Below are 24,497 nucleotides of genomic sequence, written 5' to 3' on the forward strand. Positions count from 1 at the left end.
ATGCAGATAGCTGTTTTAAGCGGAAAGGGCGGCACTGGAAAAACCTTTGTGTCGGTAAACCTGGCTTATGCAAACGGTAAATCTATCTACATTGATTGTGATGTGGAGGAACCCAATGGAAGGTTGTTTTTCAAGCCGCAGGAGAAGCACTTGGAGAAGGTAAACACCATGATTCCTAAGGTTGATGCCAACAAATGTACAGGATGCCGCAAGTGTGTGGAGTTTTGCAAGTTTAATGCATTAGCCTATATAAAAAACAAGCTGCTCGTTTTTCCGGAGCTATGCCATGCCTGCAAGGGATGTGTGATGCTGTGCCCCCAAAAAGCTCTTTCCCAATCGGGCAGGCATATCGGGTGCATTGAATATGGTAAGGCAGGAGAGGTTGAGGTCATTACTGGAATTTTAAATACAGGCGAGGCCACAGGAGTGCCTATAATACGGAAGCTTCTCTCCATAATGCATGGGTGGGCAGCAGACCAAGCCAACGACCGGTCTGCACTTCCAAAAGACAGGCATGTAATTGTGGACTGCCCGCCCGGCAGTGCCTGCAGTGTTATGGAAAGTATCAGGGACGCGGATTTCTGTCTGATGGTGGCTGAACCAACAGTGTTTGGGCTTCATAACCTTGATATGGTTTACAGGCTGGTGAAGCTTTTTGGCAAGCCCCATGCGCTTGTTATTAATAAAGACATGGGTGATATAGGCTTGATTGAAAAGTATTGCAGTGACAAGGATATCAGGGTTATTGCTTCCATTCCATATGCTTCCGATATTGCACTGGCTAATTCAAAAGGTCTTGTAGCTGCAGAGGAATACGAAAGATATCTGGGGCTTTTTAAGGGAATCCTTGATAACATTGAGCTGGAGGTGTGTCATGAAGCAGATTGTCATATTGAGCGGTAAAGGTGGGACGGGAAAAACAACTGTTGCAGCATCCTTCATTGCTCTTGCCCGGAATAAGGCATATGCCGACTGTGATGTGGATGCCCCCAACCTTCAGCTTGTATATGCAAAAGGTGAACAGCCACAAACCGAAGACTTTTACGGGTATCAGAAGGCTGTAAAATATGATGATTACTGCATAAATTGCGGGAAATGTGAGGAGCTGTGCCAGTTTGGTGCTATAAAGAATGGGAAAGTCAATCCATATGAGTGCGAAGGGTGCGGTGTTTGTGAAGCTTTCTGTCCCTCTGCCGGAGGAGATGGAAAGAAGGCAATCCGGCTTGAAAATAACGTGTCGGGAAAGACAATGGTATATAAAAATGAAGTCGATGTTTTCTCAACGGCAGAGCTTAAAATGGGAAACGGTGCTTCAGGGAAGCTGGTCACACAGGTTAGGAAGAACCTGTATAATTCCATGAGCGGTCAAGAGCTTGTCATAATAGACGGGTCTCCGGGGATTGGTTGTCCTGTAATTGCATCAGTAACAGGGGTCAACATGGTTTTGGTTGTAACTGAGCCCACCTTGTCAGGTATGCATGATATGGAGAGGATTGTGGAGACGGCAGGCAAGTTTGGTGTTGCTTGTGCTGTATGCATCAATAAATTTGATGTAAATCTCGTAAACACTCAGAAGATTGAAGAATACTGTGTACAACGGGGAATACCGGTAGCCGGCAGGATACCTTTCGATCCAAAGGTAATAGAGGCGGTTAACACAGGCAAACCCGTTGTGTTAATCAATGGCAGTACAGCCGGGGATGCAGTTTTGGAAATATGGGAAGCTGTATTAGCAATGCTTTTAAAGACGACATGAATAAGGCAAAACAATTGGGGACGCTCCTGCTTATTGAGCAATAAGCAGGAGCGTCCCCTTTTATTTTACAAAGAATTAACACAAAATTTTATAATCTATAGTTTTATTTGAGCAGCTCGTGGTATATAATATGTGTATAACCGCTTATGCGATTATACACATATACAAAAGGAGACTACAATGAAAGAGCTATTGAATGCCGTGAAAGCTTTATCGGATGAAACTCGTCTGCGGATTGTCAATCTGTTGTACGAAAAAGAGCTTTGCGTCTGCGATATAATGGAAGCCCTCAAAATCTCGCAAACAAAAGCATCCAGACACTTGAATTATTTAAAAAATGCCGGAATGGTTTCAGACAGGAAACATGCTCAATGGGTTTACTATTCAATCATACGAAACGAGGAAATGAAGTTTATCGACAGCTTGGTGCTTGACAGCTTAAGAAGGCTTGAAATATTTAATAATGACCGTTTAAGTTTGAATGAATGGTTGTCAAGGAAAAATATAACATGCAATTAGTGGAAGGAGTAAAAGGAATATGAATGAACAAAACAGTGTGCAAAATAAGAAATTGGAGGGCATCGGTTTTTTTGAAAGGTATTTAACTCTCTGGGTACTGCTTTGTATGGGCGCAGGAATAGTCATCGGGGTGTATTTACCAATGATCCCTCAGTTTCTTAGCAAATTTGAATATGCTCAGGTATCAATTCCCGTAGCAATATTAATCTGGCTTATGATTTATCCAATGATGCTGAAGATTGATTTTGCAAGCATTAAACAAGTAGGAAAAGAACCAAAAGGACTCATAATTACTTGGGTTGCAAATTGGTTGATTAAGCCTTTTACGATGTTTGGCATAGCCAGCCTGTTCTTTTTTGTTATATTCAAGGCATTAATACCGGCAGAACTGGCAAAAGACTATCTTGCCGGTGCTGTTCTGCTTGGTGCCGCACCCTGTACGGCTATGGTGTTTGTATGGTCTCACTTGACCAAAGGAAATCCTGCGTATACACTTGTACAGGTGGCAACCAATGACTTAATAATACTTATAGCCTTTGTTCCTATAGTCGCTTTCTTGCTTGGGATTAGTGATGTTTCAGTGCCTTGGGATACTTTGTTTTTATCTGTGGTGTTATTTGTAGTAATTCCTTTGACAGCCGGGTGGTTATCAAGAGTGTTGATTACAAAAAATAAAGGGCTTAATTATTTCGAGAACAATTTCATACCAAGGTTTGGGAATGTTACCATTATCGGTCTGCTTTTAACGCTGGTGATAATATTTTCCTTCCAAGGTCAAACGATTATTGATAATCCGATAAATATCGTGCTTATCGCCATACCACTTATTCTTCAGACATTTCTGATTTTCTTTATAGCATACATCTGGTCAAAGCTATGGAAATTGCCTCATAATGTTGCAGCACCCGCAGGTATGATAGGCGCGTCAAATTTCTTTGAGCTTGCCGTTGCGGTTGCGATATCATTGTTTGGCTTAAAATCAGGAGCCACTATTGCAACAGTTGTAGGCGTGCTTGTAGAGGTTCCGGTTATGCTGACCCTCGTTAAAATTGCAAACAATACGAAAGGATGGTTTAAAAATGGGTAAACCGAAAGTAGCGTTTATATGTGTTCATAATTCCTGTCGCAGTCAGATTGCCGAAGCACTTGGAAAGCACCTTGCGGAAGATATCTTTGAAAGCTACTCTGCAGGCACCGAAATAAAGCCGCAGATAAACCAAGATGCCGTCAGGCTGATGAAGGAGATTTATTCTATTGATATGGAGAAGACGCAGCGCTCAAAGCTGCTGTCTGATATTCCTTCTGTTGATATTGTTATAACCATGGGCTGTAATGTAAACTGTCCCTTTCTTCCATGCAAATACCGTGAGGACTGGGGCCTTGAGGACCCCTCGGGAAAAAGCGACGAGGAGTTTAAAACCGTTATAAATGAGATTGAGCAAAAAATAAAGCTGCTTGCGCAAAGGATTAAATCAAACACGATTATAATATGAATTTAATATGATTTAACAATTTTGAATGATAAAATAATCTAAAAAGGGAGGTCTATTCTATGAAAATAAAAGTGTTATTCATATGTGTTCATAACTCCGCAAGAAGCCAAATGGCTGAAGAACTGCTAAAAAAATTAGGCGGTGAAAAGTTTGAGGTTGAAAGCGCCGGATTTAATCCAACTGATATCAATCCCTTAGTTTTAGAAGTAATGAAAGAGGAAGGCATTGATTTGACCGAAAAGAAAACTCAAAGTGTGTATAGCCTTGTAAAAGCCCAGAATTTTTATGGATATGTCATTACTGTATGTAACAGGGCCAAAGAAACCGAGTGCCCGACATTCCCAGGTATACCGAAAAGAATTCACTGGGATTTAGAAAATCCTGAAGAATTCACCGGCACAGAAGAAGAAAAAATTAATAAAGTCAAAGAGCTTAAAGATAAAATTAAACAATTGGTTTTAGACTTCATAAAAGAATATGGCAATTATAACTAACAGAATACGGCTTTTAAAACCCTTGAAGTGATCTTAAAACAGTGATTCAGCTGGTAGGGCTGCGCCAGAGAGGAATTGCAAAAGTATCAACAAAGATTACAAAAAATACACCTGTATTCTCTATAATAAAACAAGATGATTTGGAAACGGGGACATTCCTCTGTCCCCGTTTGCGCTTTGATTTTATCCCAATATCTCCCCACGGTTGTTAAAAAGAATATGCTGAACCACTTCCTCAATAAAAATAAAAAATATGGTTCTTGATTTCTCGTAAGGCCTCAAGTCTTGTGGCTGAAGGTGTTTGGACAGCCAAAAGATCCTGTGGTAATTTGCCAGTAATTTAGGATTGTATTCTTCTATTATCAATAGAACACTGCACCCTTTTTCTTTAGCACTGTTATTTATGCTGTCAAAGGATTTGAACTGCCCTGTTGCTGAAAAAATAACAAGCAGGCTTGTGTCATCAATCAGATTTTCCACCGAAACTTCATCCGAAACGGCCATGACAACTTTATTTGTTACGATTCTCAATTTATATTCAAAATACTGTGAACAAATGAAAGAAGGTCCATAACCAAAAAGGATAATCTTTTCATGGGCATTCATCAATTCAATAAATTCATCAACCAGAGATATGTTAAAATCATCTATGAAATTTTTTATCCGTTCAAGCTCGGCGGAAGGTTTACGCTGCGGCTGCTCTCTTCCATACAGAAAGTCTACATATTGCTTGTAATTGTTAAAGCCAAGCTTCTTTACGAATTTGGAGATTTTTGAAATAGAGCAGCCGCATAATTCCGCTGCTTCTTTAATGGTTATGTCGGAAACGCTTTTCGAGTGGTTCAAAAGCGTTTCATTTATCTTTTTTTCCAATGGGTTTAACTTATTAAAATCAATGTTTATCATAATACAAATTTAACCGCTCCATTTGCTTAGTGTTTTATCATAATATATATTTAGCAATAAAGATTTTACATGGAGGATATAATTTGATGTAAGCAATTATATCCTCTATGTTTGTAAAATCTTTATTGCATCCTATATAGTAAGATTCTTTTAAATTGATTATAGCAGTTGCCATATATCTTTGCAAACGGAAAATTTTCCGAAACTAACGCTATAAACTTTTAAAAACAAAAAATTTTCCGTAAAATCTATTGATCTATCGTGAGTATTATAGTAAAATTACCTTATCAGCTAAATCTGAAAATTAAATATGAGGAGGTTAAACGTTGGATAATCAGACATTATTGGATGGTCTTAAATGCATTCTTTCACAAGAGCAGATTGATACAAATTATGATAATTTGTATGATGCCGCTGCAGATCGTTATAAAAAATATGCCAAAGCCAGGAAGGTATTGGATGTTCCCGTGCCAACCGCAATCGTATACCCAAGATCTGTGGATGAAGTGCGGACGCTTTTAGTGTACTGTAATGAAAACAGTATCAATGTAATCCCGAGAAGCGGTAAAACTGCTACCGAAGGGGGGCTGGAAAACTGGAAAGAGCAAACACTTGTCATTGATGGAAAGTATCTGAACAAAATTCTTAATGTGGATTTATATAATATGGAAGCGACAGTACAAGCGGGTGTTCCTCTGCAGACACTGGAGGATGAGGTGAGAAAGCTGGGCTGCACAACAGGCCATTCCCCGCAATCCAAACCCATTGCCCAGTATGGCGGATTGGTGGCAACAAGGAGTATCGGCCAATTCTCCACTTTATACGGCGGTATTGAGGACATGGTGGTAGGACTGGAATGTGTTTTCCCGGATGGGCATATCGCACGGATCAAAAATGTATCGCGCCGTGCAGGTGGGCCGGATATCCGGCATATCGCCATAGGTAACGAGGGTACGCTTTGCTATATTACTGAGGTTACTGTGAAATTATTCAAATTTTACCCGGAGAACAGCAAATTCTATGGATACCTTATTCAAGACATTGATACTGGAATTAAATTACTAAGGGAGGTAATGGTTAACGGATACCGTCCGTCTATTGCCCGCACTTACTCCGAAGAAGATGCAAGGCAGCATTTTTATCATTTTTACAAGGGAAAAAGTATACTGATTTTTATGGCTGAAGGAAATCGGGAAATTGTTAATGCTACCTGTGCGGGAATTGAAGCGGCAGTTGATAAATTTAAGGATGGGATTATAGAGCAGGTTGACAGTAAACTTATATCGGATTGGTTCGATCATTTGAACTGGTCGCAGCAGGACATTGATGATGAAGTTCAGGGCATGATTGACAATGACAAGCACGATGGCTTCACAACGGAAATCTCAGCCAACTGGGAAGCAATACCCAAGATTTATCACAATGTTATCAACAGAATCAAAAGCGAGTTCCCGAGAGCAGATGATTTAACAATGCTTGGCGGACATTCCTCCCACAGCTACATCAATGGGACGAATATGTACTTTGTTTATAATTACAATATCAACTGTGCCCCGGAGGATGAAATGAGAATTTACCATCATCCGCTGCAAACAATAATTGTTGAGGAAACGCTGAAGCTGGGAGGCTCCATGTGTCATCACCACGGAATTGGCAAATACCGCAACGAATGGACAAAAGAAGAACACGGAACGGCGTATTACATGCTGGAAAAGCTGAAGGAGGCTTTTGACCCAAACGGTATCATGAATTTCGGTACAATCTATCCACAGAAAGAAGGTGTTAAATATCAAAAATAGCAATTATTCCTAAACGGCCTGCCGAAAATTGCAATGCAACAACAACAATAATATTTTAGTGAAAGGTGGAGCGGTATGAATCATAGTAAATTGAAAAGGTATTTCCAATTTCTTTTGGTTGTTTTAGCTGCAGGTGCAATCTTTCCGATTATGTATTTGAAAACAAATTATCAGGAAACTATTTTAGAAGTATTTAGTATTACATTGCCCCAGTTAAATATGATTTATTCATTCCTTGGGATCGTATGGGTGGTGGGCTATCTGCCCAGCGGCTTGCTAAGTGACAGGTTTTCTGCTAAAAAACTACTGGCCATCTCTCTTTTCGGTACCGCTGCAGGTGGATTTTGGTTTGCACAGATTCCAAACTATACAAATGTTGTTGTGATTTTTTGCATCTGGGGAGTATTTTCTGTATTTACCTTTTGGAGCTCCCATATGAAGCTCGTTAAATTGCTTGCCAGTAAAGAAGAAGAAGGACGGTTCTTTGGAATTTTAGATGGCGGGCGCGGTGTTGTGGAAGCACTTCTAGCCAGCTTTGCCCTGTTGATTTTCTCCGGCATTTTGGGCGGTAGCACCGACATAGCGGATAAGAGGTCGGCGATGGTTGCGATTATTTATATGTATTCCATCGTATTGCTTGTAATCGGTATCCTTGTAACCATTTTCGTTAAGGACGACAAGAAGCTTAAAACGTCTGACAATGCGGAAGCTGTCAAACAAAGCGGTATCAAATTGGCTGATTTAGGCCAGGTGTTTAAAAACAAATTCGTGTATCTGATGGGGGGCATTATTTTCCTGTCTTATGCCGTGACATGGACGGTATATTACTTCGGTGGATTCCTGCAGACCAACATTGGTGTTGATCCCGTTACAGTAGCGACAATAATGGTAATCGTTCTATGGATGAGGCCACTTGGCGGTATCGGAGGCGGATTCCTTGCAGACAAGTTCGGAAAAGGAGCCATTGTCATGAGCGCGCTTTTGGCAACCGCCGTATGCCTTGTCTTAATGGCAGTTCTACCCTCGGACTCGGGTACTTCCGTGTTCTACGCCCTTGTTGTAGGTGCGGGACTGTTCCTGTATGCTATCCGCGGCACATACTGGTCACTGATCGGCGATTGTAAAATAGACAATTCCATCGTCGGTTCAGCGATAGGCTTCATATCTCTGGTAGGATATTTGCCGGATATCATCCTTGGGCCCTTCAACAGCTTCCTCTTTAAGACATTTGGTGATAACGGAGGATATAATGCCTACTTCATAATAAGTGCAATTTTTGGTGTAATCGGTGCATTGCTTGTCATTACGTTTATCAGACTCACAAAGAAGGAAAGGCTTGCCAATGAAAATCGTATGTCTGGTTAAATTTATTTCTGACGTTGCTAACTTTTTATATGACTATGAAAAAAACGTGCTGGTCAGAGAAAATGTCAAACTGATACTGAATCCTGATGATGCTTGCGCCTTGGCTTTTGCACTGGAAGTGAAGGCAAGGAGGCCGGATACCTTTGTCGAAATCGTAACGATGGCACCGGCAAGCGTTTTACCGCTTGTTGAGGATTTGCTAAGGCGCAATGCTGATCGGGCGGTGATAATTTCTGATCGGTTGTTTTCAGGCAGCGATACCTATGTGACAAGCAAAATCATAGCCAGATATCTGGAAAATACCGAATATGACATTATTCTTACAGGAACCCATTCTTTAGACGGCGATACATCCCATGTCCCCTCACAAGTTGCCGAGCTGCTGAAGATGGAGCAGATGTCCAATATAGTAAGGGTTTATGATGAGAGCTTACAAGGTAAAACCGTTATTGTTGAAGCAGATACCGATAAAACCATATCAAAATATGAAATTGCTCTTCCTTGTATTTTAAGTATAGGAAAGGACAGCAAATACAAATTGCCTTTTGTGAGATATAAGGATTTAGAGCTGGATGTAAATGACCGTGTCTCAGTCATAAAAAATGAAAACTTAAGTTTTTCCGAAGCTGAAGTAGGTTTGCAGGGGTCGCTGACCAAGGTTAAAAGAACCTTTGCAAGGAAACTTCAGAGTAAGGAAAAAACAGTGGTGTGCAATGATGAAGAGGGTATTGAGACGGTGTATAATTTTTTGAAATCCAAAGGATTTGTTTAGTTATGAAAAAAAGCCTGATTTATTTAGATGAGGAAGATATTCAAAGCTCCATAGATTTATTGGAAGCAGTCCGTCAGATTTATCGGGACGAGTGTTATGAAACATATGCTTTTTGTTTCAATCAACCGATAGAAGCTGCAGAATGCAAGTTTAACTATGTTTTTTCTGTTCGGGATAACATGCTGCAAGGCTGTGACATAGTAAACCTGACAAATTGTCTGGAAGAATTGCATCGGACTTACCTTTTTGACAGCATTCTGATTCCTGCTTCCTATCAAGGCAGGATGCTTGCTCCGAGGTTGGCTATGCGACTTGGAGTGGGACTGGTTGCGGATGTTACAAGAATTGAATATAACGACGGAGAGCTTGAAATGGTAAGGCCTGCTTTCAGCGGCAAGCTTTTCGCAGGCGTTACCAATAAAAATTGCAGCCCTGTTATGATGAGCGTCCGGCCAAATGTTTTTACGTATACTTCTAAGCATTTAAAAGATACAAAGATAATCCCCTTTCATCCTGTTTCATTACAGCCAAGCAAGATAAAGCTGCTGGAGGCCAAAGAAAAGGAAAGGGCAAAAGACATCAGAGAAAGCGAAATTTTGGTTTCAGGAGGGGGAGGAGCAGCCCATCATTTTGATTGGCTTTATCAGCTTGCCGATGAATTGAACGGCATGGTATCTGCCAGCAGAAGGGTGGTTGACAGCGGTATTGCGGGACGCAGCATCCAAGTGGGGCAATCGGGGAAAACGGTTAGCCCGAGGCTATACATTGCATTGGGGATCTACGGTTCGCTTCAGCATATGGAAGGGTTAAAAAATGTGGAAAGCATTATCTCTGTCAACATTAACAGAAATGCGCCCATCTGCAGCTTGTCCGACATTGTTGTGGAGGGTGATTCGAAAGAGTTTATAGAAAAATTATTGACTAAAATCAGAAATAGTAAAAAGAATAAGGACATGGAGGCCGAGAGATGAATATTACAGATTTCAAAATGGATTATTTTTCTTTAAACGGGAAGAACGCCATTGTTACTGGAGGCAATACGGGTTTGGGACAGGCATTTTCCTTAGCCCTGGCAAAAGGAGGAGCCAACATATTCATGCCGAGCATTATGCCCGATGACCCGGAATTTAACAGGCTGATTGAAGCGGAGGGTGTAAAAGCGGTATATATGGAAGGAGACATTACCAAGCCCGGAGTTCCCAAGCAGATAGTTGAAAAATGCGTTGAAGTATTAGGTTCGGTGGATATCCTCGTTAACTGTGCGGGCATCTGTCTCTGTGAGCCGGTTTTGAAATTTGACAGAAAAGTCTGGGACCCCATGATTGCGATCAATCTGACAGCGGCATTTGAAATGAGCTATGAAGCTGCACAATTCATGGTTCCACAAAAGAGCGGCAAAATCATCAATATCTGCTCCATGTTCTCTTTCCTTGGCGGTCAGTGGTCACCGGCCTATTCTGCTTCCAAACACGGTATTGCCGGTTTGACAAAAGCTTACTGCGATGAGCTGGCACAGTACAATATTCAGGTCAACGGCATCGCGCCGGGATATTTCAAAACAAAGGTTGCTGAAGCTTCCATAAGCAATCCCGAAAGAAACAAATGGATTGTTGACCATACTCCGGAAGGAAGGTGGGGAGATGTTGCCGATTTAATGGGTACAACGGTATTCCTCGCAAGTAAGGCATCTCAATTTATAAATGGTCATATCCTCGCGGTAGACGGCGGTTTCTTGACAAGATGATACGCAAAGCCTGTGTGATGAGTTTTGTACGGACAAGAATTATACCATTGTGGAGGTGTAAAAGTGGGAGATAAATATCTCATTGGAGTAGACAGCGGTTCCCAAAGCACAAAAGTTGTTATATTCAATCAAAGAGGGGATATTATCTGCAGTGCAAGCGAAAAGCTTAAGGAAATGATGTCAACAAAGCCCGGATATGTGGAGCATCCTGATGATGATCTATGGGACAGCCTTAAAATAGCATCCCAAAAGGTAATGAAGGAATTTAAGGGTGATCCGAAAGACATAATGGGTTTGGGCCTTTGCTCCATCCGTTGCTGCAGGGTGTTTATGAAGAAGGACGGCACATTGGCGCAGCCTGTTATGAGCTGGATGGATATCCGCTCTTATGAGAAGTTCCAAGACGATAACCCGGAAATCAGCTACACATGTCCTACCTCAGGCTATCTGACGCACAGGCTGACGGGAGAATTCAAGGATACGGCCGCAAATGCCTTCCAGTGGCAATTCCCTGTTGACATGGATACCTGGGACTGGTCGGCGGACGAAGAATACTTTAACAGCTTTAATATACCAAAAGAGAAATTGCTGGACTTGCGTATGCCTGGTACGGTACTGGGATATGTAACAGAAGAAGCAGCGGGAGAAACGGGATTGCCTTCGGGAATTCCTGTGGTTGCAACCGCCAATGATAAAGCGGTGGAAGCCCTTGGGTCAGGACTTCTGAAGACTGACGCGGGGTTTATCTCTTTGGGAACCTATATTGCTTCCATGGTTTGCGGCAGCAAGAATGAAGCTTCTCCTGCGAACTTTTGGACGAATTTATCCTGTATTCCCAATCGGTATTTATACGAAAGCAACGGAATCAGACGTGGGATGTGGCATATTTCATGGTACAAGAGCATTATCGGCGAAGAGTATGCAGCTAAAGCCAAAAGCGAAGGATACTCCGTTGAGGAATACCTGGCAAAGGAAGCGGTTAATGCCCCGGCCGGCTCAGACGGATTATTGACGATACCCGATTGGCTGGCACCTGCAAGCCAATTGCACAGGAAGGGTGTTATGATCGGCTTTGACGAACGCCATACCAGAGGGCATATCTATCGATCCATTCTGGAAGGCATAGCTCTGACGTTAAAGAACCACTATGACGCCATGATCAATGAGATCGGAATAAAGCCAGACAAGATTATCATATCCGGCGGCGGCTCCAATAGTGATTTATTTATGCAGATTTTTGCAGATGCCTATGGTGTAAAGACGGTGAGAAATGAAATGAACGGAGCAGCAGCTTTGGGAGCGGCAATTTGCGTTGCGGTAGCCGCCGGGCTATACGGGGGATTTGATGAAGCGGTGCAGCAGATGGTGAAACAGAAGGATGAGTTTATTCCTAATGAAGAAAACCATGAGGTTTACAGCAGGATAAACACGGGGGTATACCGTGAATTGCCCAACCTTATGGAAGAAACATTAAAAACAATATACAAAGCCACAATGAAACAGGATGAACAGTCACATTCACAGTAAATTTGAAAAGAGGCATTGCAATGAAACACATCATACCCACAGGCGTTGTCAGTTGAGCCATGATAAGCTCTTCGACAATTGACTTATGGTATTAAAAATAAGGAATAATGCTGAAACACTCTGCCGTCAAGACCCTATCAGGCCCTGCCGGCATTTTTTTTATCCTCAAGCTGCAATCTTAATTTTTAACGAAAGAACTAAGTTGAGGAGCGCGATAACGGCTGCCGCCATAAATACCGCCTGATATCCGACTTGCAGCCACAAAAGGCCTCCGAAAATAGGAATGACCATTGAAGCGATGTGCTGCAGGCTTACACCTGTAGACAGCGTTGGCGTCACGTCGGCAAGATCGATGGCGATCTTCCGCACATATGTGGAGCGCGCCATTTCGACCGCAGCCATGGAGTTGTCAATGACATAACAGCCGGCAATGATTACCACGGCGATGCCGGCAGAGAAAATTCTGTCCGAGAATGCGTATCCGAGACAGATGGCTAACAGCAGAACAGCCTCCCAACTCAGGACGAACCGCTCCCCGCGGCTGTCAATCAATTTACCTATTAGCTTGCGTGAGCCTATGCTGATAACGGCAACCACCATACCCAAGATAGCAAACATCTGAGGCTTTACGTCAAAAACCTTAATCAATACCCACGGCGCAAACGTCAGAAAAATTTGATTCCTTGCGCCACTTACAACGGCCAGTATATAATAGAGCCAATAACGTTTTCTAAAAACAAATTTTACTTGTCTAGCCTCCGTCCCGCCCTTCTTCATTATTCCCACCGCAAAAGCAGCGAGCCAATAGAAAACGGTTCCGGTGATAAACGCCGTCTGATAAGTCATATGCATGAAATTAAAGCCCACAAAGATATAAATATAAGCGAGGATGCTTCCTGATAGGCCGAAGGCACTGACTGTTCCAAGTCTGGCCCCGAAAGATTGCTGATTGGAAAGGGACATGCCGATAGATGGCGTGACGGGCATTGTCATGTGCGTACCGAGGCTGTACATCATCATCCAGATTATCATGAACGCAAAGGTGGGTGACAGAATACCCAGTCCAAGCATACCCAAACCCGCTGCCGTCATACCGAGCATTGCAATCCGTACATCACCAAAGGAGCTTAACGCCGCCAGAATTAACATAATAAAGAAGCCGGGAGCTTCTCTGGGCACCTCAAGGAAACCCCTGATATCCTCCGATAGCTTGAATATATCGCTTAAGTAGTTATTGAATATTGATACATTAATGCCTGCCCCAACTCCTGAGAATAGCCCCGCAAGCAAAAACAAATTAAAGTCCCGTTCGGCAAGAAAATTTGTGCGCAATCTCATCTATTTACCAGCTCTCTTAAGTCATAACTTCCAGCAATTATAACATATCAAGTTGATAATTTCAATAAATTTTTAAATTGTGGAAAATTAACGGGGGAATTTGTCATGGCGGAGCAAAAGCACCCTTTGGTATTTTATAAAAGGGTGCTTTTCGCTTGTACTTAGCTTTTATTTACCTGCTTTTAGCGATGCAGGTGCTTTTGGCTGGTACATGGTTCCTGCAGAGGCCGTACTGATGTTTTTTTCGGCTATCAGTTGAAGCATGCCGGAAACTACGGACAACAGATTAACGTTTGTGTTTTTCATTTTTTCACCCCCTGTGTTTGGAATTATTTAAATGATTGAACAAATATATGGATACCAATAAAGTTATGGCAGCAAATTTCCAGAGGCAAAGCTCCAAAGTGCCCTGACTATTAGATGGGAATTATGCTACAGGCTCTGACTGTCATTGCCCTTTAACTCATTAATAAGCTTCAGCGCTTTATCCACTTTATTGGCTTTAAGCATTTGGTTTAATTCCTCAAGCATAAATTTTGTGTTTTCCTCCAGCTCTGTATATCTTATATATCCTTTAGTCACAATGCCCTTAATCGAAATGTATATAAGCTTAAACGTCAGTAAATTAAATAGTGTTACCATACATAAGAGGCACAAGGAGAAAAAGATTTGATGGTGCAGTATCATTCTGTTGGAATAAGTATAAAAAATATATACAAAAAACCATTCAATAAAAATCAGAACAAATGAAAATGCAAGAAAAATTTTATGCATATGTTTGTTTATTTTTGTTATAAGCAAAATTTCATTGTTCCATAAAAATCTAATAATTAATATCTGAACAATCTGCTTTGGAAGCGAGTAAACAACATACATGCGGTAGTCCTGAGAAAACGCCTCCATTCCATTGTAAGCATAAGCTATGATGTAAGGAATATAAAGGTTTTCAAGCGCAGAATGAACCAGAGAGGAAAAAACAACTCCCAGAGCGGAATATACTATATTTAGTCTGTATACCGCAAAAAATATAATCACATATGCGATATTGTGCAGTGTCATGTTGATTGCGACATTACCCGAAATAGGCCTAATGAACCATGAGGCTGTTACCATAAGAGCTATGGCGGCGGTAAAACGCAATATATTTTTGGAATTTATTTTAAGCTTGTCCTTCTCACCTATAAAAAGCAGCAATATGAAAGAATTCAAAACTGCATCCGGCAGCGAAACAAAAAATAATATGTATAAATTCATTACCATTCCAAGGGCTCCTCCTTTATTATAGAAGCTTCCTACTATATATTTTAGTGCATGTTGCACGTAAAGTAAAGTATTTTTATATAATTATTTACATTTTTAGGGAAGTTTGTATTATAATTAAGGTAGAAAATTCATATAAAACCATAAATTTTAAAAGATCTGCATTTAAAAGAGGCATCTATATATGTAGCGATAAAGATTTTACATAGAGGATATAACTTGATGGAAGAAATTTTTTTGACCCGTAAGGAATACATCTAAGAAAAGCGCCTGATGACATACCCGTGAGACATTTCCCCGCAAGGCGTCTTTTCGTTGCTATTAAAAATTTCTGTAAGCAATTATATCCTCTATGTTTGTAAAATCTTTATCGCGTCCTATATATTTATATAATTTTTTGAAAAAAGTATAAAAAAATACGATTTTTAAATAAATATTGACATGCAAATACCACTAATGATATTCTCTAAATGTAAAATATTCAATATATTGTCGATACAATCAGCTTTTAATATATCTTTATATTTCTGCAATAATATCCTTATCACCGCACCATTATACTGTGTCTGCTATATAAACTCAAGCCGGATTAAAATAAAGTAATAAAGTATTATTACAGCAAAGAAAGGTGGAGTTTTTGTGAGGCGTATAAGCTGCACGACATTGGCATTTATGCTATTAATGCTGGCACTGCTTTCCGGCCAATCTGGCCAATTTGCAAGTGCTGCCGGAGAAGGCCCTATAGGATGGGCTTCGTATGACGGGGGGACAACAGGCGGTACGGGAGGGGTTGAGAAAACTTTCGTCTCGCTTTCGGACATGCAGGCATACTTTAAGCTGAGGGAATCAAATAACCCCGACAAGCGCATAACGGAGAAGGTAATAGTGTACATTGACGGCACCATGAGCGGCAGTGATAAGCTCGACATTAAGAATACGGCTAATGTTTCAATCATAGGAAGAAACAACGCAAAAATTTCGTTTATGATTAATATTGTCAGGTCTCAAAATATAATAGTTAAAAACATTACCTCTTCCGATTGCTCGGATGACGGGCTGTGCGTTGACAGCAGCACTAATGTGTGGGTCGATCATTGTACCTTTATGAGAGCTTACGACGGGCTTTTGGATATTAAAAACGGCTCCAATTATGTAACGGTTTCATGGAACCACTTTAAGGAGCATAAAAAGACGGCTTTGTGCGGACATTCTGCAAACAATGGAAGTGCAGACTCCGGCAAGCTGAAGGTTACATACCACCATAACTGGTTTGAGGGCACAAATTCAAGGCACCCTAGGGTTCGCTTCGGGCAGGTGCATGTATATAATAACTTCTTTGACAGGCTGACAGACTATGGAGTGGCTTCGACATGTGATGCCGAGGTTTTAGTTGAGGGAAACTATTTCGCTTCGGTAAAAAGACCCGTCATATGGCCCCAACCGGGTACGGATGCCGCCTCCACACTGTCAAATGATCCCGCGGGAAAGGTAAAGGAAAGAAGCAACTACTATGATTCCGGCAGCGGACAGCCAATGGTAAATGATTCGGGGTTTTCCTTCAGCCCTCCGTACAGCTATGCACTTGACAACGCCGGCAATGTGCCGTCATTGTTGCGCCAGTATGCGGGAGCGGAAAAAAGCGGAACACCTCCTGACCCGGAAGAACCTGAGGAACCTATTGATCCCGAAGAGCCGGCGGAGGTGGCTGCAGGGGATGTAAACGGCGACGGCTCAATTAATTCACTTGACTGTGCAATGATGAAAATGTACCTCATTGGTGCAATAAGCTCATTTCCCTATCCCCAGGCCGCAGACGTAGATAAAAGCGGAAGCGTTAATTCTCTTGATTATTTATACATGCAAAAATATGTGCTTGGGTTGATATCGGAATTCCCGGGTGATGATCCCGGCCCTCAGCCGACAGACGGAGATATCTATGCCTCCCCCAACGGCTCAGGCAGTGCGGGAGGGACTATAAGCAATCCCACCACGCTTGAGGCGGCAATTGCTCTTGTGAAGCCGGGAGGGACTATATACCTAAGAGGCGGAACCTATAGCTTTTCAACCCAATTGACAATTGCGAGGGGAAATGACGGGCAGAGCGGCAAAATGAAAAAAATATTCGCGTATGGCGAGGAAAAGCCTGTACTTGACTTTTCCTCACAGCCGTATGGAGATGTGTCCTCCAACTACAGGGGGCTGCAGATTAATGCCCACTACTGGCATGTTAAGGGGATTGAGGTAAAGGGCTCGGCAGACAACGGCATATTTATAGGCGGAAGCTACAATATAATAGAGAAGTGTGAGGCGCATCGCAACAGGGATACAGGAATTCAGCTCGGAAGATATTCGTCCGGCGCTTCAAAGAGTGAGTGGCCTTCTCATAATCAAATAATAGATTGTGTGTCGCACAACAATATGGACCCTGACGACGGAGAGGATGCTGACGGCTTTGCGTGTAAGCTGACAACGGGAGACGGAAACAAATTCATTAATTGCGTTGCCTACAACAATGTGGATGACGGGTGGGATTTGTACACAAAGAGTGACACAGGGGCAATAGGAGCGGTGTATCTCGAAAACTGCACGTCATACAAAAACGGAGTGACGTCTGACGGCAGCTATACCGCAGATAGTGACGGAAATGGCTTCAAGCTTGGGGGAGAGGATATAGCGGTAAACCATACAGTAAAAAACTGCACCTCCTATTCAAATAAAAAGCACGGCTTTACTTACAACAGAAACACAGGCACAATAACCATGACAGGAAACAAAGCGTACCAAAACGGGCAGAGGAATTTCTCATTTGAGGCAGGCACACACATATTCAGTAAAAACGTATCCACAAACGGAGGAGCAAACGACAAAATCGTGGGAGTTGATGATGGCACCAACCAGTGGTATAAAAAATAAGCAGCGATTTACAGTATTAAAAAGGGGGCTAATTAGGAGCATTCCCATAGGGACATTTTATGAATCGTGAGTATTGGTTGAGGCAGGCAGCAGATTGAGCTGTCTGCCTTTGCTGTTGCCCGGCTATTTGGGAAGATATTTGCTTTTTCATATGGCCAAATCCTTCAGCAACACAACATATCACAGTCTGGTGAAGATATATAGGATGCAATAAAGATTTTACAAACATAGAGGATATAATTGCTTACAGAAATTTTTAATAGCAACGAAAAGACGCCTTGCGGGGAAATGTCTCACGGGTATGTCATCAGGCGCTTTTCTTAGATGTATTCCTTACGGGTCAAAAAAATTTCTTTCATCAAATTATATCCTCCATGTAAAATCTTTATTGCTAAATATATATCTGCTGAATTATGTTTAAAATACCTCTCGAGATTGAAAAATGTTATAACACATGCTATAATTTCCAGTAAGAGGTGGAGACAAGTAGATTTTTCCGCACAAACAGCATTTCCATTAAATATTAGAGAAATTTTTCAGATATTAAATTTAGAAGAGCTACAAAGCAATGAAACTAAACTTGCCAAGATTCGTGCGGTATGCAAGATCCGCAGTAAATAGGAGGAACTAACCAATGGCTGATAACCGAAAAGAGCAGGAACGGGCGGAACTCCACCGCACCATATGGGGCATTGCCAACGACCTGCGCGGAAGTGTGGACGGATGGGATTTCAAGCAGTATGTTCTCGGCATATTGTTCTATCGCTATATCTCCGAGAACATCACCGCTTATATAAATGAAGGCGAGCACGAGGCAGGAAACACTGCGTTTGACTACGCCAAGCTATCGGATGACGACGCCAAGCAGGCTCGTGAGGATATGGTCGCAACAAAGGGCTTTTTCATCCTGCCGTCGGAATTGTTTGAGAGAGTTTGCGCCCGTGCCGATAAAGATGAAAACTTAAATGAAACCCTTGAAGCTGTGTTCAAGAATATAGAGGCATCTGCACAGGGTACACCATCAGAAGAAAACTTCCGGGGATTGTTCGATGACATCGACGTGAACAGCAATAAGCTCGGAGGCACTGTGGCAAAGCGCAATGAGAGGCTTGTAAAGCTTCTTAACGGCGTGGGCAATATGAAGCTCGGCGACTATAAAGACAATACTATAGACGCTTTCGGCGACGCCTATGAATTCCTGATGGGTATGTATGCGGGCAACGCCGGAAAATCGGGCGGCGAATACTACACGCCGCAGGAGGTTTCAGAGCTGCTTACACGTCTGACGATTGCAGGCAAGACCGAGGTCAACAAGGTGTACGACCCTGCTTGCGGTTCCGGCTCCCTGTTGTTGAAATTTGCGAAGATTCTCGGAAAGGAGAATGTACGGAACGGATTTTTCGGGCAGGAAATCAATATCACCACCTATAACCTCTGCCGCATAAATATGTTTCTGCACGACATCGACTACGACAAGTTCGACATAGGCCACGGCGACACACTCACGGACCCGCTCCATTGGGACGATGAGCCGTTCGAGGCGATTGTCTCCAATCCCCCGTATTCCATCAAGTGGGACGGGGACGCAAATTCGCTGTTGATAAACGATCCGCGTTTTAGCCACGCAGGAGTACTTGCACCTAAGAGCAAGGCGGATCTTGCGTTTATAATGCATTCGCTTTCCTGGCTTGCCACGAGCGGGACGGCGGCGATTGTCTGCTTTCCCGGGGTTCTCTATCGCGGAGGAGCGGAGCAGAAAATACGTCAATACCTAATTGACAACAACTTTGTGGATTGCGTCATTCAACTGCCGGACAACCTGTTTTTTGGAACATCTATAGCCACCTGCATTATGGTCTTGCGGAAAGCCAAGGGTGAAAACTCCACTCTGTTCATTGATGCGAGCCGCGAGTTCGTGAAGATCACGAACAGCAACAAGCTGACAACAGACAAGGGCGGTAATGTTGATAAAATTGTAGCGGCATATATGGAACGAAAAAACATTGATTATTTCACTCAAGTTGTGCCAAACGGCAAAATAGCCGAACAGGGCTACAACCTCTCGGTGTCTACATACGTCGAGCAGGAAGACACACGGGAGGTTGTGGACATCAAGGCACTGAATGCCGAAATTGACCGCATTGTTGCCCGCGAAGCCGTTTTGCGGAAAGAAATAAACGCAATTATCGCTGAGATTGAGGGAGTGGAGATATGAGCAGGCTGGAGCAGCTTATAGCGGAGCATTGCCCTAATGGAGTGGCGTTTAAGACACTGGGAGAAATCGCTACGGATATATATCGCGGTGCGGGAATCAAACGCGAAGAAGTCAGTGATAACGGTAAGCCTTGTGTCCGCTACGGTGAGATTTACACAACCTATGGAATTTGGTTTGATACTTGTGTATCACATACCAATGCCGGAACTAAAACCTTTGGGCACGGCGACATCCTGTTTGCGATTACGGGCGAGCGAGTTGATGAGATTGCCAAGTCATGCGCATATATTGGTCACGAAGTTTGCTATGCAGGTGGAGACATTGTGGTCATGAAGCATGAGCAAAACTCCAAGTATCTTTCTTATGCTTTGTCAACGGTCGCAGCACAGGAACAAAAGAGCAAGGGCAAGGTAAAAAGTAAGGTTGTCCATTCAAGTGTTCCAGCTCTGAAAGCAATTCGCATCCCCCTCCCGCCCCTGCCTGTGCAGAGTGAAATTGTCCGTATTCTGGACAATTTTGCGGAGCTTACAGCGGAGCTTACAGCGGAGCTTACAGCGAGAAAAAAACAATATGAGTATTATAAGGATAGTTTGCTGACTTTTGATGATGTGGAGTGGGTACCTCTATGTTCTGTTAGCACAATAGTTGATTCACTTCATAAAACTCCGGGTTATGTTAAGAGCGGTTATGCTATGGTTCGTGTGACGGATATAAAGGGCGGATATTTAAATATTGATTCAACGCTTAAAGTTGATAAAGAAACATATATGACTTTTACAAAAAAGTATGCCCCTCAAAAAGGAGATTTGGTTTTATCAAGGGTTGGCTCATATGGGAATGTTAGTATAGTACCCCGAAGTGAAGAAGTGTGCATGGGACAGAACACTGTGGTTATTCACCCCAAAATAAATGCTGGTTTTTTATATCAATACTTAACATCAACAGGTGCTCAACAATTTATTGAAAATAATGTCGGAGGCGGGAGTCAAAAAACATTGAGCTTGAAAACAATCAACCAAATTCCGATCCCTCTTCCACCGCTTGCGGAGCAACAACGCATCGTCGAAATCCTCGATAAGTTCGATGTGCTGACTACCGACATAACCACAGGTCTTCCCGCCGAAATCGCGGCGCGCCGGAAGCAATACGAATATTACAGGGATAAGCTCCTGAATTTTAAGGAAGTGAGTTAATGAGCGAGTACAATATCATCAGTTCCGACAACACATCAACCGTTGTTGCGGAATACGCCGCTGAATACCGCATAGCTAAGGAATATCAATCCGAAGCGGACTTGGAGCGCGAGTTTATCAGGCGGCTGCAAGGGCAGGGCTACGAATACATCAGCGTAAATGACGAGGCGGGGCTGGCTGCCAACCTCCGCGTTCAAATTGAAAGGCTCAATGATTATAGGTTTTATGATAGTGAGTGGGAGCGCTTTTGCAATGAATATCTAATGAACAGAAACGATGGTATTGTTGAAAAAACCCGGAAAATCCAGATAGATGAGAGATATAGCTTCAGGCTTGATAATGGTTTAACCAAAAACATCGCCATAATAGATAAAAAGAGTATCCACAACAACCGCCTGCAAGTGCTGAACCAATACCAAACATCGGACGGTGAACGCGCAAACCGATATGATGTTACTGTGCTTGTCAACGGTCTGCCGCTTGTACATATAGAGCTTAAACGGCGCGGAGTAGCCATCCGAGAGGCGTTCAACCAGATTAACCGTTATCGGCGTGAGAGCTTTTGGGCGTCGAGCGGTCTGTTTGAGTATGTGCAAATATTCGTTATCAGCAACGGGACGCATACGAAGTATTACAGCAACACAACGCGCTTTCAGCACATCAAGGAAATGGGCGGGAATGCCCGCAAAAGCAGGAAAAAAACCAGCAACAGCTTTGAATTTACATCGTTCTGGGCAGACGGAAAGAACAAGTCCATCACCGATCTTGTGGACTTCACAAAAACTTTTTTTGCCAAGCACACAATTTTGAATCTACTCACGCGCTATTGCGTGTTCACCGCAGAAGAGATCTTGCTTGTTATGCGTCCATATCAAATTGCGGCAACCGAGTGTATTTTGAACCGCATTGAGGTTGCCAACAATTATAAAAGCTATGGCACGGTTGACGGCGGAGGATATATCTGGCACACCACAGGAAGCGGCAAGACGCTGACAAGCTTTAAGACCGCGCAGCTTGCCACGGCTTTGTCCTATATAGATAAGGTGCTTTTTGTGGTTGACCGTAAAGATCTCGACTATCAGACGATGAAAGAATATGACCGCTTTGAGAAGGGCGCGGCGAACTCCAACACCTCTACCGCGGTATTGAAGCGGCAGCTTGAAGACCCAAACGTCAAGATTATAATCACGACTATTCAAAAGCTTGGTGTATTTATCGGAAAGAACAAGAACCACGCGATTTACGGCAAGCGCATCGTCCTGATTTTCGACGAGTGCCACCGCTCCCAGTTCGGGGATATGCACCGGGAGATTACAAAGGCGTTCAAGAAATACCATATCTTCGGATTCACCGGCACGCCGATATTCGCCCTGAACGCAGGACAAGGCGGCAACCCGAATTTGAGGACAACCCCGCAGGCGTTCGGAGGAGATTTCAACGAAAGCAAGTGGAAGGCGGATTGTGAAAAGGAAGGCAAAATATTACCGCGCTCAGATAAATATAAAACAGAACCGCTTCATACATATACCATCGTTGACGCAATAAAGGACAGAAATGTTCTGCCGTTCAGAATCGACTTTATAGACACCATTAAGATGCCTGACAACATTAAGGACGCGCAGGTTCGCGCCATAGACACTGAAAGCGCAATGGCATCTCCTGAACGCATCACAAGCATTGTCGAATATGTGCTGGAGCATTTCGACCAAAAAACGAAACGACAGAGCTTTTACACACACAAGCGAATAACGAATATTGAAGAGGTGGCGAAAGACAAAGCCCAGACCCTTGAAGCCCGCATCAAAGAAAAAACGGAAGAATTAAAGGTTAGAGGCTTCAACTCAATATTCGCTGTTTCAAACTCCATTGTCATCAACGGACAACGGATTTCACCAGTACAGCTTTATTACGAGGAGTTCAAAAAGCAGCTTTCCGAAAGCGGGCGTAAGTTGCGCATTGCCACCATATTCAGCTTTGCCGCTAATGAGGAAGAACCAGACAGCACTATTCCCGATGAAGATTTTGATAACGGTAAGCTGGACAAATCCTCCAGCGAATTCCTTGAACGGGCCATTGACGACTATAATGCAATGTTTGATACTTCTTATGACACTTCATCGGATAAGTTCCAGAACTACTATAAAGACATCTCATTGCGGATGAAGAACGGCGAGATTGACCTGCTCATTGTGGTGAACATGTTCCTTACAGGCTTTGACGCAACTACGCTGAACACGCTCTGGGTGGACAGGAATCTAAAGTATCACGGCCTGATTCAAGCATTTTCCCGCACAAACCGTATCTTAAACAGCGTTAAGACGTTTGGCAACATCGTTTGCTTCCGCGGTCTGGAAAAAGCCACCAACGACGCAATCGCTCTTTACGGCGACAGGGAGGCGGGCAGCATCGCGCTGCTCAAAACTTACAAAGACTATTATAATGGGTATAAGCAGGACAGTAAGCAGCGCAAGGGATATAAAGAACTCATTGAAATATTAACGGGCTCTTACCCGCCCGGAATGGCAATTCTGGGTGAGACAGCGCAAAAGGACTTCATTCGGTTGTTTGGCGCAATACTGAGGCTTCGTAACATACTTACCGCGTTTGACGATTTTGCAGGCAATGAAATCCTCACCGCACGTGATTTTCAAGATTACCAAAGCATGTATATAGACTTGTACCAGAATTTCAGACCCAAAGACAGAGGAGATAAAGAAAATATCAACGATGATATAGTATTTGAAATTGAGCTAATCAAACAGATTGAGGTTAACATCGACTATATACTTATGCTCGTGGCGAAGTACCACGAAAGCAACTGCACCGATAAAGAAATCCTCACGGCAATTGATAAAGCCGTCAATTCGAGCCTTGAGCTGCGCAGCAAAAAGGAACTCATAGAGAGCTTCGTCGCCCGTGTTAATACATCCACCCAAGTTGACGAGGACTGGCGCAAGTTTGTGTTGGAACAGAAAGAAGCTGACCTTGCCACGCTTGTTGCCGAAGAGAAGCTTAAGGAAAAGGAAACGCGGCGATTCATTGACAATTCATTCCGTGATGGTGCGTTAAAGACTACCGGCACGGATATTGACAAAATCCTGCCGCCCGTGTCCCGTTTCGGCGGCGGCAACCGTTCTGAGAAAAAACAGGGAGTGATTGCGAAGCTGCTTGGCTTCTTTGAAAAATATTTAGGACTTGTGTAA

At 42.9% G+C, this 24,497-nt stretch carries 20 protein-coding genes; 16 read left to right on the plus strand and 4 right to left on the minus strand.

Translation table 11 applies throughout. The annotated features are described in order from the left end of the window. The 6 genes from DFR58_RS06775 (at position 1) to DFR58_RS06800 (ending at position 4,262) form a co-directional block, all read left to right on the plus strand. A complete protein-coding gene (locus tag DFR58_RS06775; protein ID WP_114297054.1) occupies positions 1-903 on the plus strand; it encodes a 4Fe-4S binding protein in 903 nt (300 codons plus the stop codon). Then, positions 875-1,756 (plus strand): ATP-binding protein, encoded by an 882-nt coding sequence (locus DFR58_RS06780; RefSeq protein ID WP_114297055.1) that lies wholly within the window; start codon positions 875-877, stop codon positions 1,754-1,756. The genes DFR58_RS06775 and DFR58_RS06780 overlap by 29 nt, the downstream gene beginning before the upstream one ends. Before the next feature lie 180 nt (positions 1,757-1,936). Next, positions 1,937-2,275 (plus strand): ArsR/SmtB family transcription factor, encoded by a 339-nt coding sequence (locus DFR58_RS06785; RefSeq protein WP_114297056.1) that lies wholly within the window; start codon positions 1,937-1,939, stop codon positions 2,273-2,275. A gap of 19 nt (positions 2,276-2,294) precedes the next feature. Further along, positions 2,295-3,362, plus strand: coding sequence for an ACR3 family arsenite efflux transporter (gene arsB, locus DFR58_RS06790; RefSeq protein ID WP_114297057.1), 1,068 nt, complete (start codon positions 2,295-2,297; stop codon positions 3,360-3,362). Then, positions 3,355-3,768 carry an arsenate reductase ArsC gene (locus DFR58_RS06795; RefSeq protein ID WP_114297058.1) on the plus strand — a complete coding sequence of 138 codons (414 nt, stop codon included), beginning with the start codon at positions 3,355-3,357 and terminating at the stop codon, positions 3,766-3,768. Before arsB ends, DFR58_RS06795 begins: the two co-directional genes overlap by 8 nt. Before the next feature lie 59 nt (positions 3,769-3,827). After that, entirely contained in the window at positions 3,828-4,262 is a 435-nt protein-coding gene (locus DFR58_RS06800; protein WP_114297059.1) for an arsenate reductase ArsC, read from the plus strand. 183 nt (positions 4,263-4,445) lie between these two features. On the opposite strand, the gene DFR58_RS06805 is transcribed toward DFR58_RS06800, so the two are convergent. Beyond that, on the minus strand, positions 4,446-5,168 hold the full coding sequence (locus DFR58_RS06805) for a MurR/RpiR family transcriptional regulator (RefSeq protein WP_114297060.1): 723 nt from the start codon (positions 5,166-5,168) through the stop codon (positions 4,446-4,448). Positions 5,169-5,494: 326 nt separating this feature from the next. Between DFR58_RS06805 and DFR58_RS06810 the strand changes: the two genes are divergently transcribed. The 6 genes from DFR58_RS06810 to DFR58_RS06835 all read left to right on the plus strand — a co-directional run bounded on the left by DFR58_RS06810 (position 5,495) and on the right by DFR58_RS06835 (position 12,375). Beyond that, positions 5,495-6,967 carry an FAD-binding oxidoreductase gene (locus DFR58_RS06810; protein WP_114297061.1) on the plus strand — a complete coding sequence of 491 codons (1,473 nt, stop codon included), beginning with the start codon at positions 5,495-5,497 and terminating at the stop codon, positions 6,965-6,967. A 75-nt stretch (positions 6,968-7,042) separates the two neighbouring features. Then, entirely contained in the window at positions 7,043-8,332 is a 1,290-nt protein-coding gene (locus DFR58_RS06815) for an MFS transporter (RefSeq protein ID WP_114297062.1), read from the plus strand. Then, a complete protein-coding gene (locus tag DFR58_RS06820; protein WP_114297063.1) occupies positions 8,310-9,104 on the plus strand; it encodes an electron transfer flavoprotein subunit beta/FixA family protein in 795 nt (264 codons plus the stop codon). Before DFR58_RS06815 ends, DFR58_RS06820 begins: the two co-directional genes overlap by 23 nt. A 2-nt stretch (positions 9,105-9,106) precedes the next feature. Then, positions 9,107-10,075: an electron transfer flavoprotein subunit alpha/FixB family protein gene (locus tag DFR58_RS06825; RefSeq protein ID WP_114297064.1), complete on the plus strand. Its 969-nt coding sequence runs from the start codon at positions 9,107-9,109 to the stop codon at positions 10,073-10,075. Then, positions 10,072-10,848 carry an SDR family oxidoreductase gene (locus DFR58_RS06830; RefSeq protein WP_114297065.1) on the plus strand — a complete coding sequence of 259 codons (777 nt, stop codon included), beginning with the start codon at positions 10,072-10,074 and terminating at the stop codon, positions 10,846-10,848. The genes DFR58_RS06825 and DFR58_RS06830 overlap by 4 nt, the downstream gene beginning before the upstream one ends. 63 nt (positions 10,849-10,911) lie before the next feature. Further along, positions 10,912-12,375, plus strand: coding sequence for an FGGY-family carbohydrate kinase (locus DFR58_RS06835; protein ID WP_114297066.1), 1,464 nt, complete (start codon positions 10,912-10,914; stop codon positions 12,373-12,375). A 165-nt stretch (positions 12,376-12,540) separates the two neighbouring features. Here DFR58_RS06835 and DFR58_RS06840 read toward each other — a convergent pair whose 3' ends face one another. The 3 genes from DFR58_RS06840 to DFR58_RS06850 all read right to left on the minus strand — a co-directional run bounded on the left by DFR58_RS06840 (position 12,541) and on the right by DFR58_RS06850 (position 14,973). Continuing rightward, on the minus strand, positions 12,541-13,713 hold the full coding sequence (locus tag DFR58_RS06840) for an MFS transporter (protein ID WP_114297067.1): 1,173 nt from the start codon (positions 13,711-13,713) through the stop codon (positions 12,541-12,543). A 168-nt stretch (positions 13,714-13,881) separates the two neighbouring features. Further along, a complete protein-coding gene (locus tag DFR58_RS06845) occupies positions 13,882-14,019 on the minus strand; it encodes a cyclic lactone autoinducer peptide (protein WP_114297068.1) in 138 nt (45 codons plus the stop codon). A gap of 126 nt (positions 14,020-14,145) precedes the next feature. Continuing rightward, positions 14,146-14,973 (minus strand): hypothetical protein, encoded by an 828-nt coding sequence (locus DFR58_RS06850; RefSeq protein ID WP_114297069.1) that lies wholly within the window; start codon positions 14,971-14,973, stop codon positions 14,146-14,148. A 639-nt stretch (positions 14,974-15,612) separates the two neighbouring features. Here DFR58_RS06850 and DFR58_RS06855 point away from each other — a divergent pair. From DFR58_RS06855 to DFR58_RS06875, 4 genes are all read left to right on the plus strand, one after another. Then, the gene (locus DFR58_RS06855) at positions 15,613-17,886 is read left to right on the plus strand and encodes a pectate lyase family protein (RefSeq protein ID WP_114297070.1); all 2,274 of its coding nucleotides are present in this window, start codon (positions 15,613-15,615) and stop codon (positions 17,884-17,886) included. Between the two features lie 634 nt (positions 17,887-18,520). Beyond that, a complete protein-coding gene (locus DFR58_RS06865) occupies positions 18,521-20,101 on the plus strand; it encodes a type I restriction-modification system subunit M (RefSeq protein WP_114297072.1) in 1,581 nt (526 codons plus the stop codon). Continuing rightward, complete coding sequence (locus DFR58_RS06870; RefSeq protein ID WP_114297073.1) at positions 20,098-21,294, plus strand: restriction endonuclease subunit S; 1,197 nt, start codon at positions 20,098-20,100, stop codon at positions 21,292-21,294. Before DFR58_RS06865 ends, DFR58_RS06870 begins: the two co-directional genes overlap by 4 nt. Beyond that, complete coding sequence (locus DFR58_RS06875) at positions 21,294-24,497, plus strand: type I restriction endonuclease subunit R (protein ID WP_114297074.1); 3,204 nt, start codon at positions 21,294-21,296, stop codon at positions 24,495-24,497. Before DFR58_RS06870 ends, DFR58_RS06875 begins: the two co-directional genes overlap by 1 nt.

The organism is Anaerobacterium chartisolvens (assembly GCF_003337415.1).
Taxonomy (GTDB): Bacteria; Bacillota; Clostridia; order Acetivibrionales; family DSM-27016; genus Anaerobacterium; species Anaerobacterium chartisolvens.

Excerpts from the sequence above, each read along its gene's own strand:
- DFR58_RS06775 (WP_114297054.1), top strand. The coding sequence starts at position 1 with ATGCAGATAGCTGTTTTAAGCGGAAAGGGCGGCACTGGAAAAACCTTT.
- DFR58_RS06780 (WP_114297055.1), top strand. The coding sequence starts at position 875 with ATGAAGCAGATTGTCATATTGAGCGGTAAAGGTGGGACGGGAAAAACA.
- DFR58_RS06785 (WP_114297056.1), top strand. The coding sequence starts at position 1,937 with ATGAAAGAGCTATTGAATGCCGTGAAAGCTTTATCGGATGAAACTCGT.
- arsB (WP_114297057.1), top strand. The coding sequence starts at position 2,295 with ATGAATGAACAAAACAGTGTGCAAAATAAGAAATTGGAGGGCATCGGT.
- DFR58_RS06795 (WP_114297058.1), top strand. The coding sequence starts at position 3,355 with ATGGGTAAACCGAAAGTAGCGTTTATATGTGTTCATAATTCCTGTCGC.
- DFR58_RS06800 (WP_114297059.1), top strand. The coding sequence starts at position 3,828 with ATGAAAATAAAAGTGTTATTCATATGTGTTCATAACTCCGCAAGAAGC.
- DFR58_RS06805 (WP_114297060.1), bottom strand. The coding sequence starts at position 5,168 with ATGATAAACATTGATTTTAATAAGTTAAACCCATTGGAAAAAAAGATA.
- DFR58_RS06815 (WP_114297062.1), top strand. The coding sequence starts at position 7,043 with ATGAATCATAGTAAATTGAAAAGGTATTTCCAATTTCTTTTGGTTGTT.
- DFR58_RS06820 (WP_114297063.1), top strand. The coding sequence starts at position 8,310 with ATGAAAATCGTATGTCTGGTTAAATTTATTTCTGACGTTGCTAACTTT.
- DFR58_RS06825 (WP_114297064.1), top strand. The coding sequence starts at position 9,107 with ATGAAAAAAAGCCTGATTTATTTAGATGAGGAAGATATTCAAAGCTCC.
- DFR58_RS06830 (WP_114297065.1), top strand. The coding sequence starts at position 10,072 with ATGAATATTACAGATTTCAAAATGGATTATTTTTCTTTAAACGGGAAG.
- DFR58_RS06840 (WP_114297067.1), bottom strand. The coding sequence starts at position 13,713 with ATGAGATTGCGCACAAATTTTCTTGCCGAACGGGACTTTAATTTGTTT.
- DFR58_RS06845 (WP_114297068.1), bottom strand. The coding sequence starts at position 14,019 with ATGAAAAACACAAACGTTAATCTGTTGTCCGTAGTTTCCGGCATGCTT.
- DFR58_RS06850 (WP_114297069.1), bottom strand. The coding sequence starts at position 14,973 with ATGGTAATGAATTTATACATATTATTTTTTGTTTCGCTGCCGGATGCA.
- DFR58_RS06865 (WP_114297072.1), top strand. The coding sequence starts at position 18,521 with ATGGCTGATAACCGAAAAGAGCAGGAACGGGCGGAACTCCACCGCACC.
- DFR58_RS06870 (WP_114297073.1), top strand. The coding sequence starts at position 20,098 with ATGAGCAGGCTGGAGCAGCTTATAGCGGAGCATTGCCCTAATGGAGTG.
- DFR58_RS06875 (WP_114297074.1), top strand. The coding sequence starts at position 21,294 with ATGAGCGAGTACAATATCATCAGTTCCGACAACACATCAACCGTTGTT.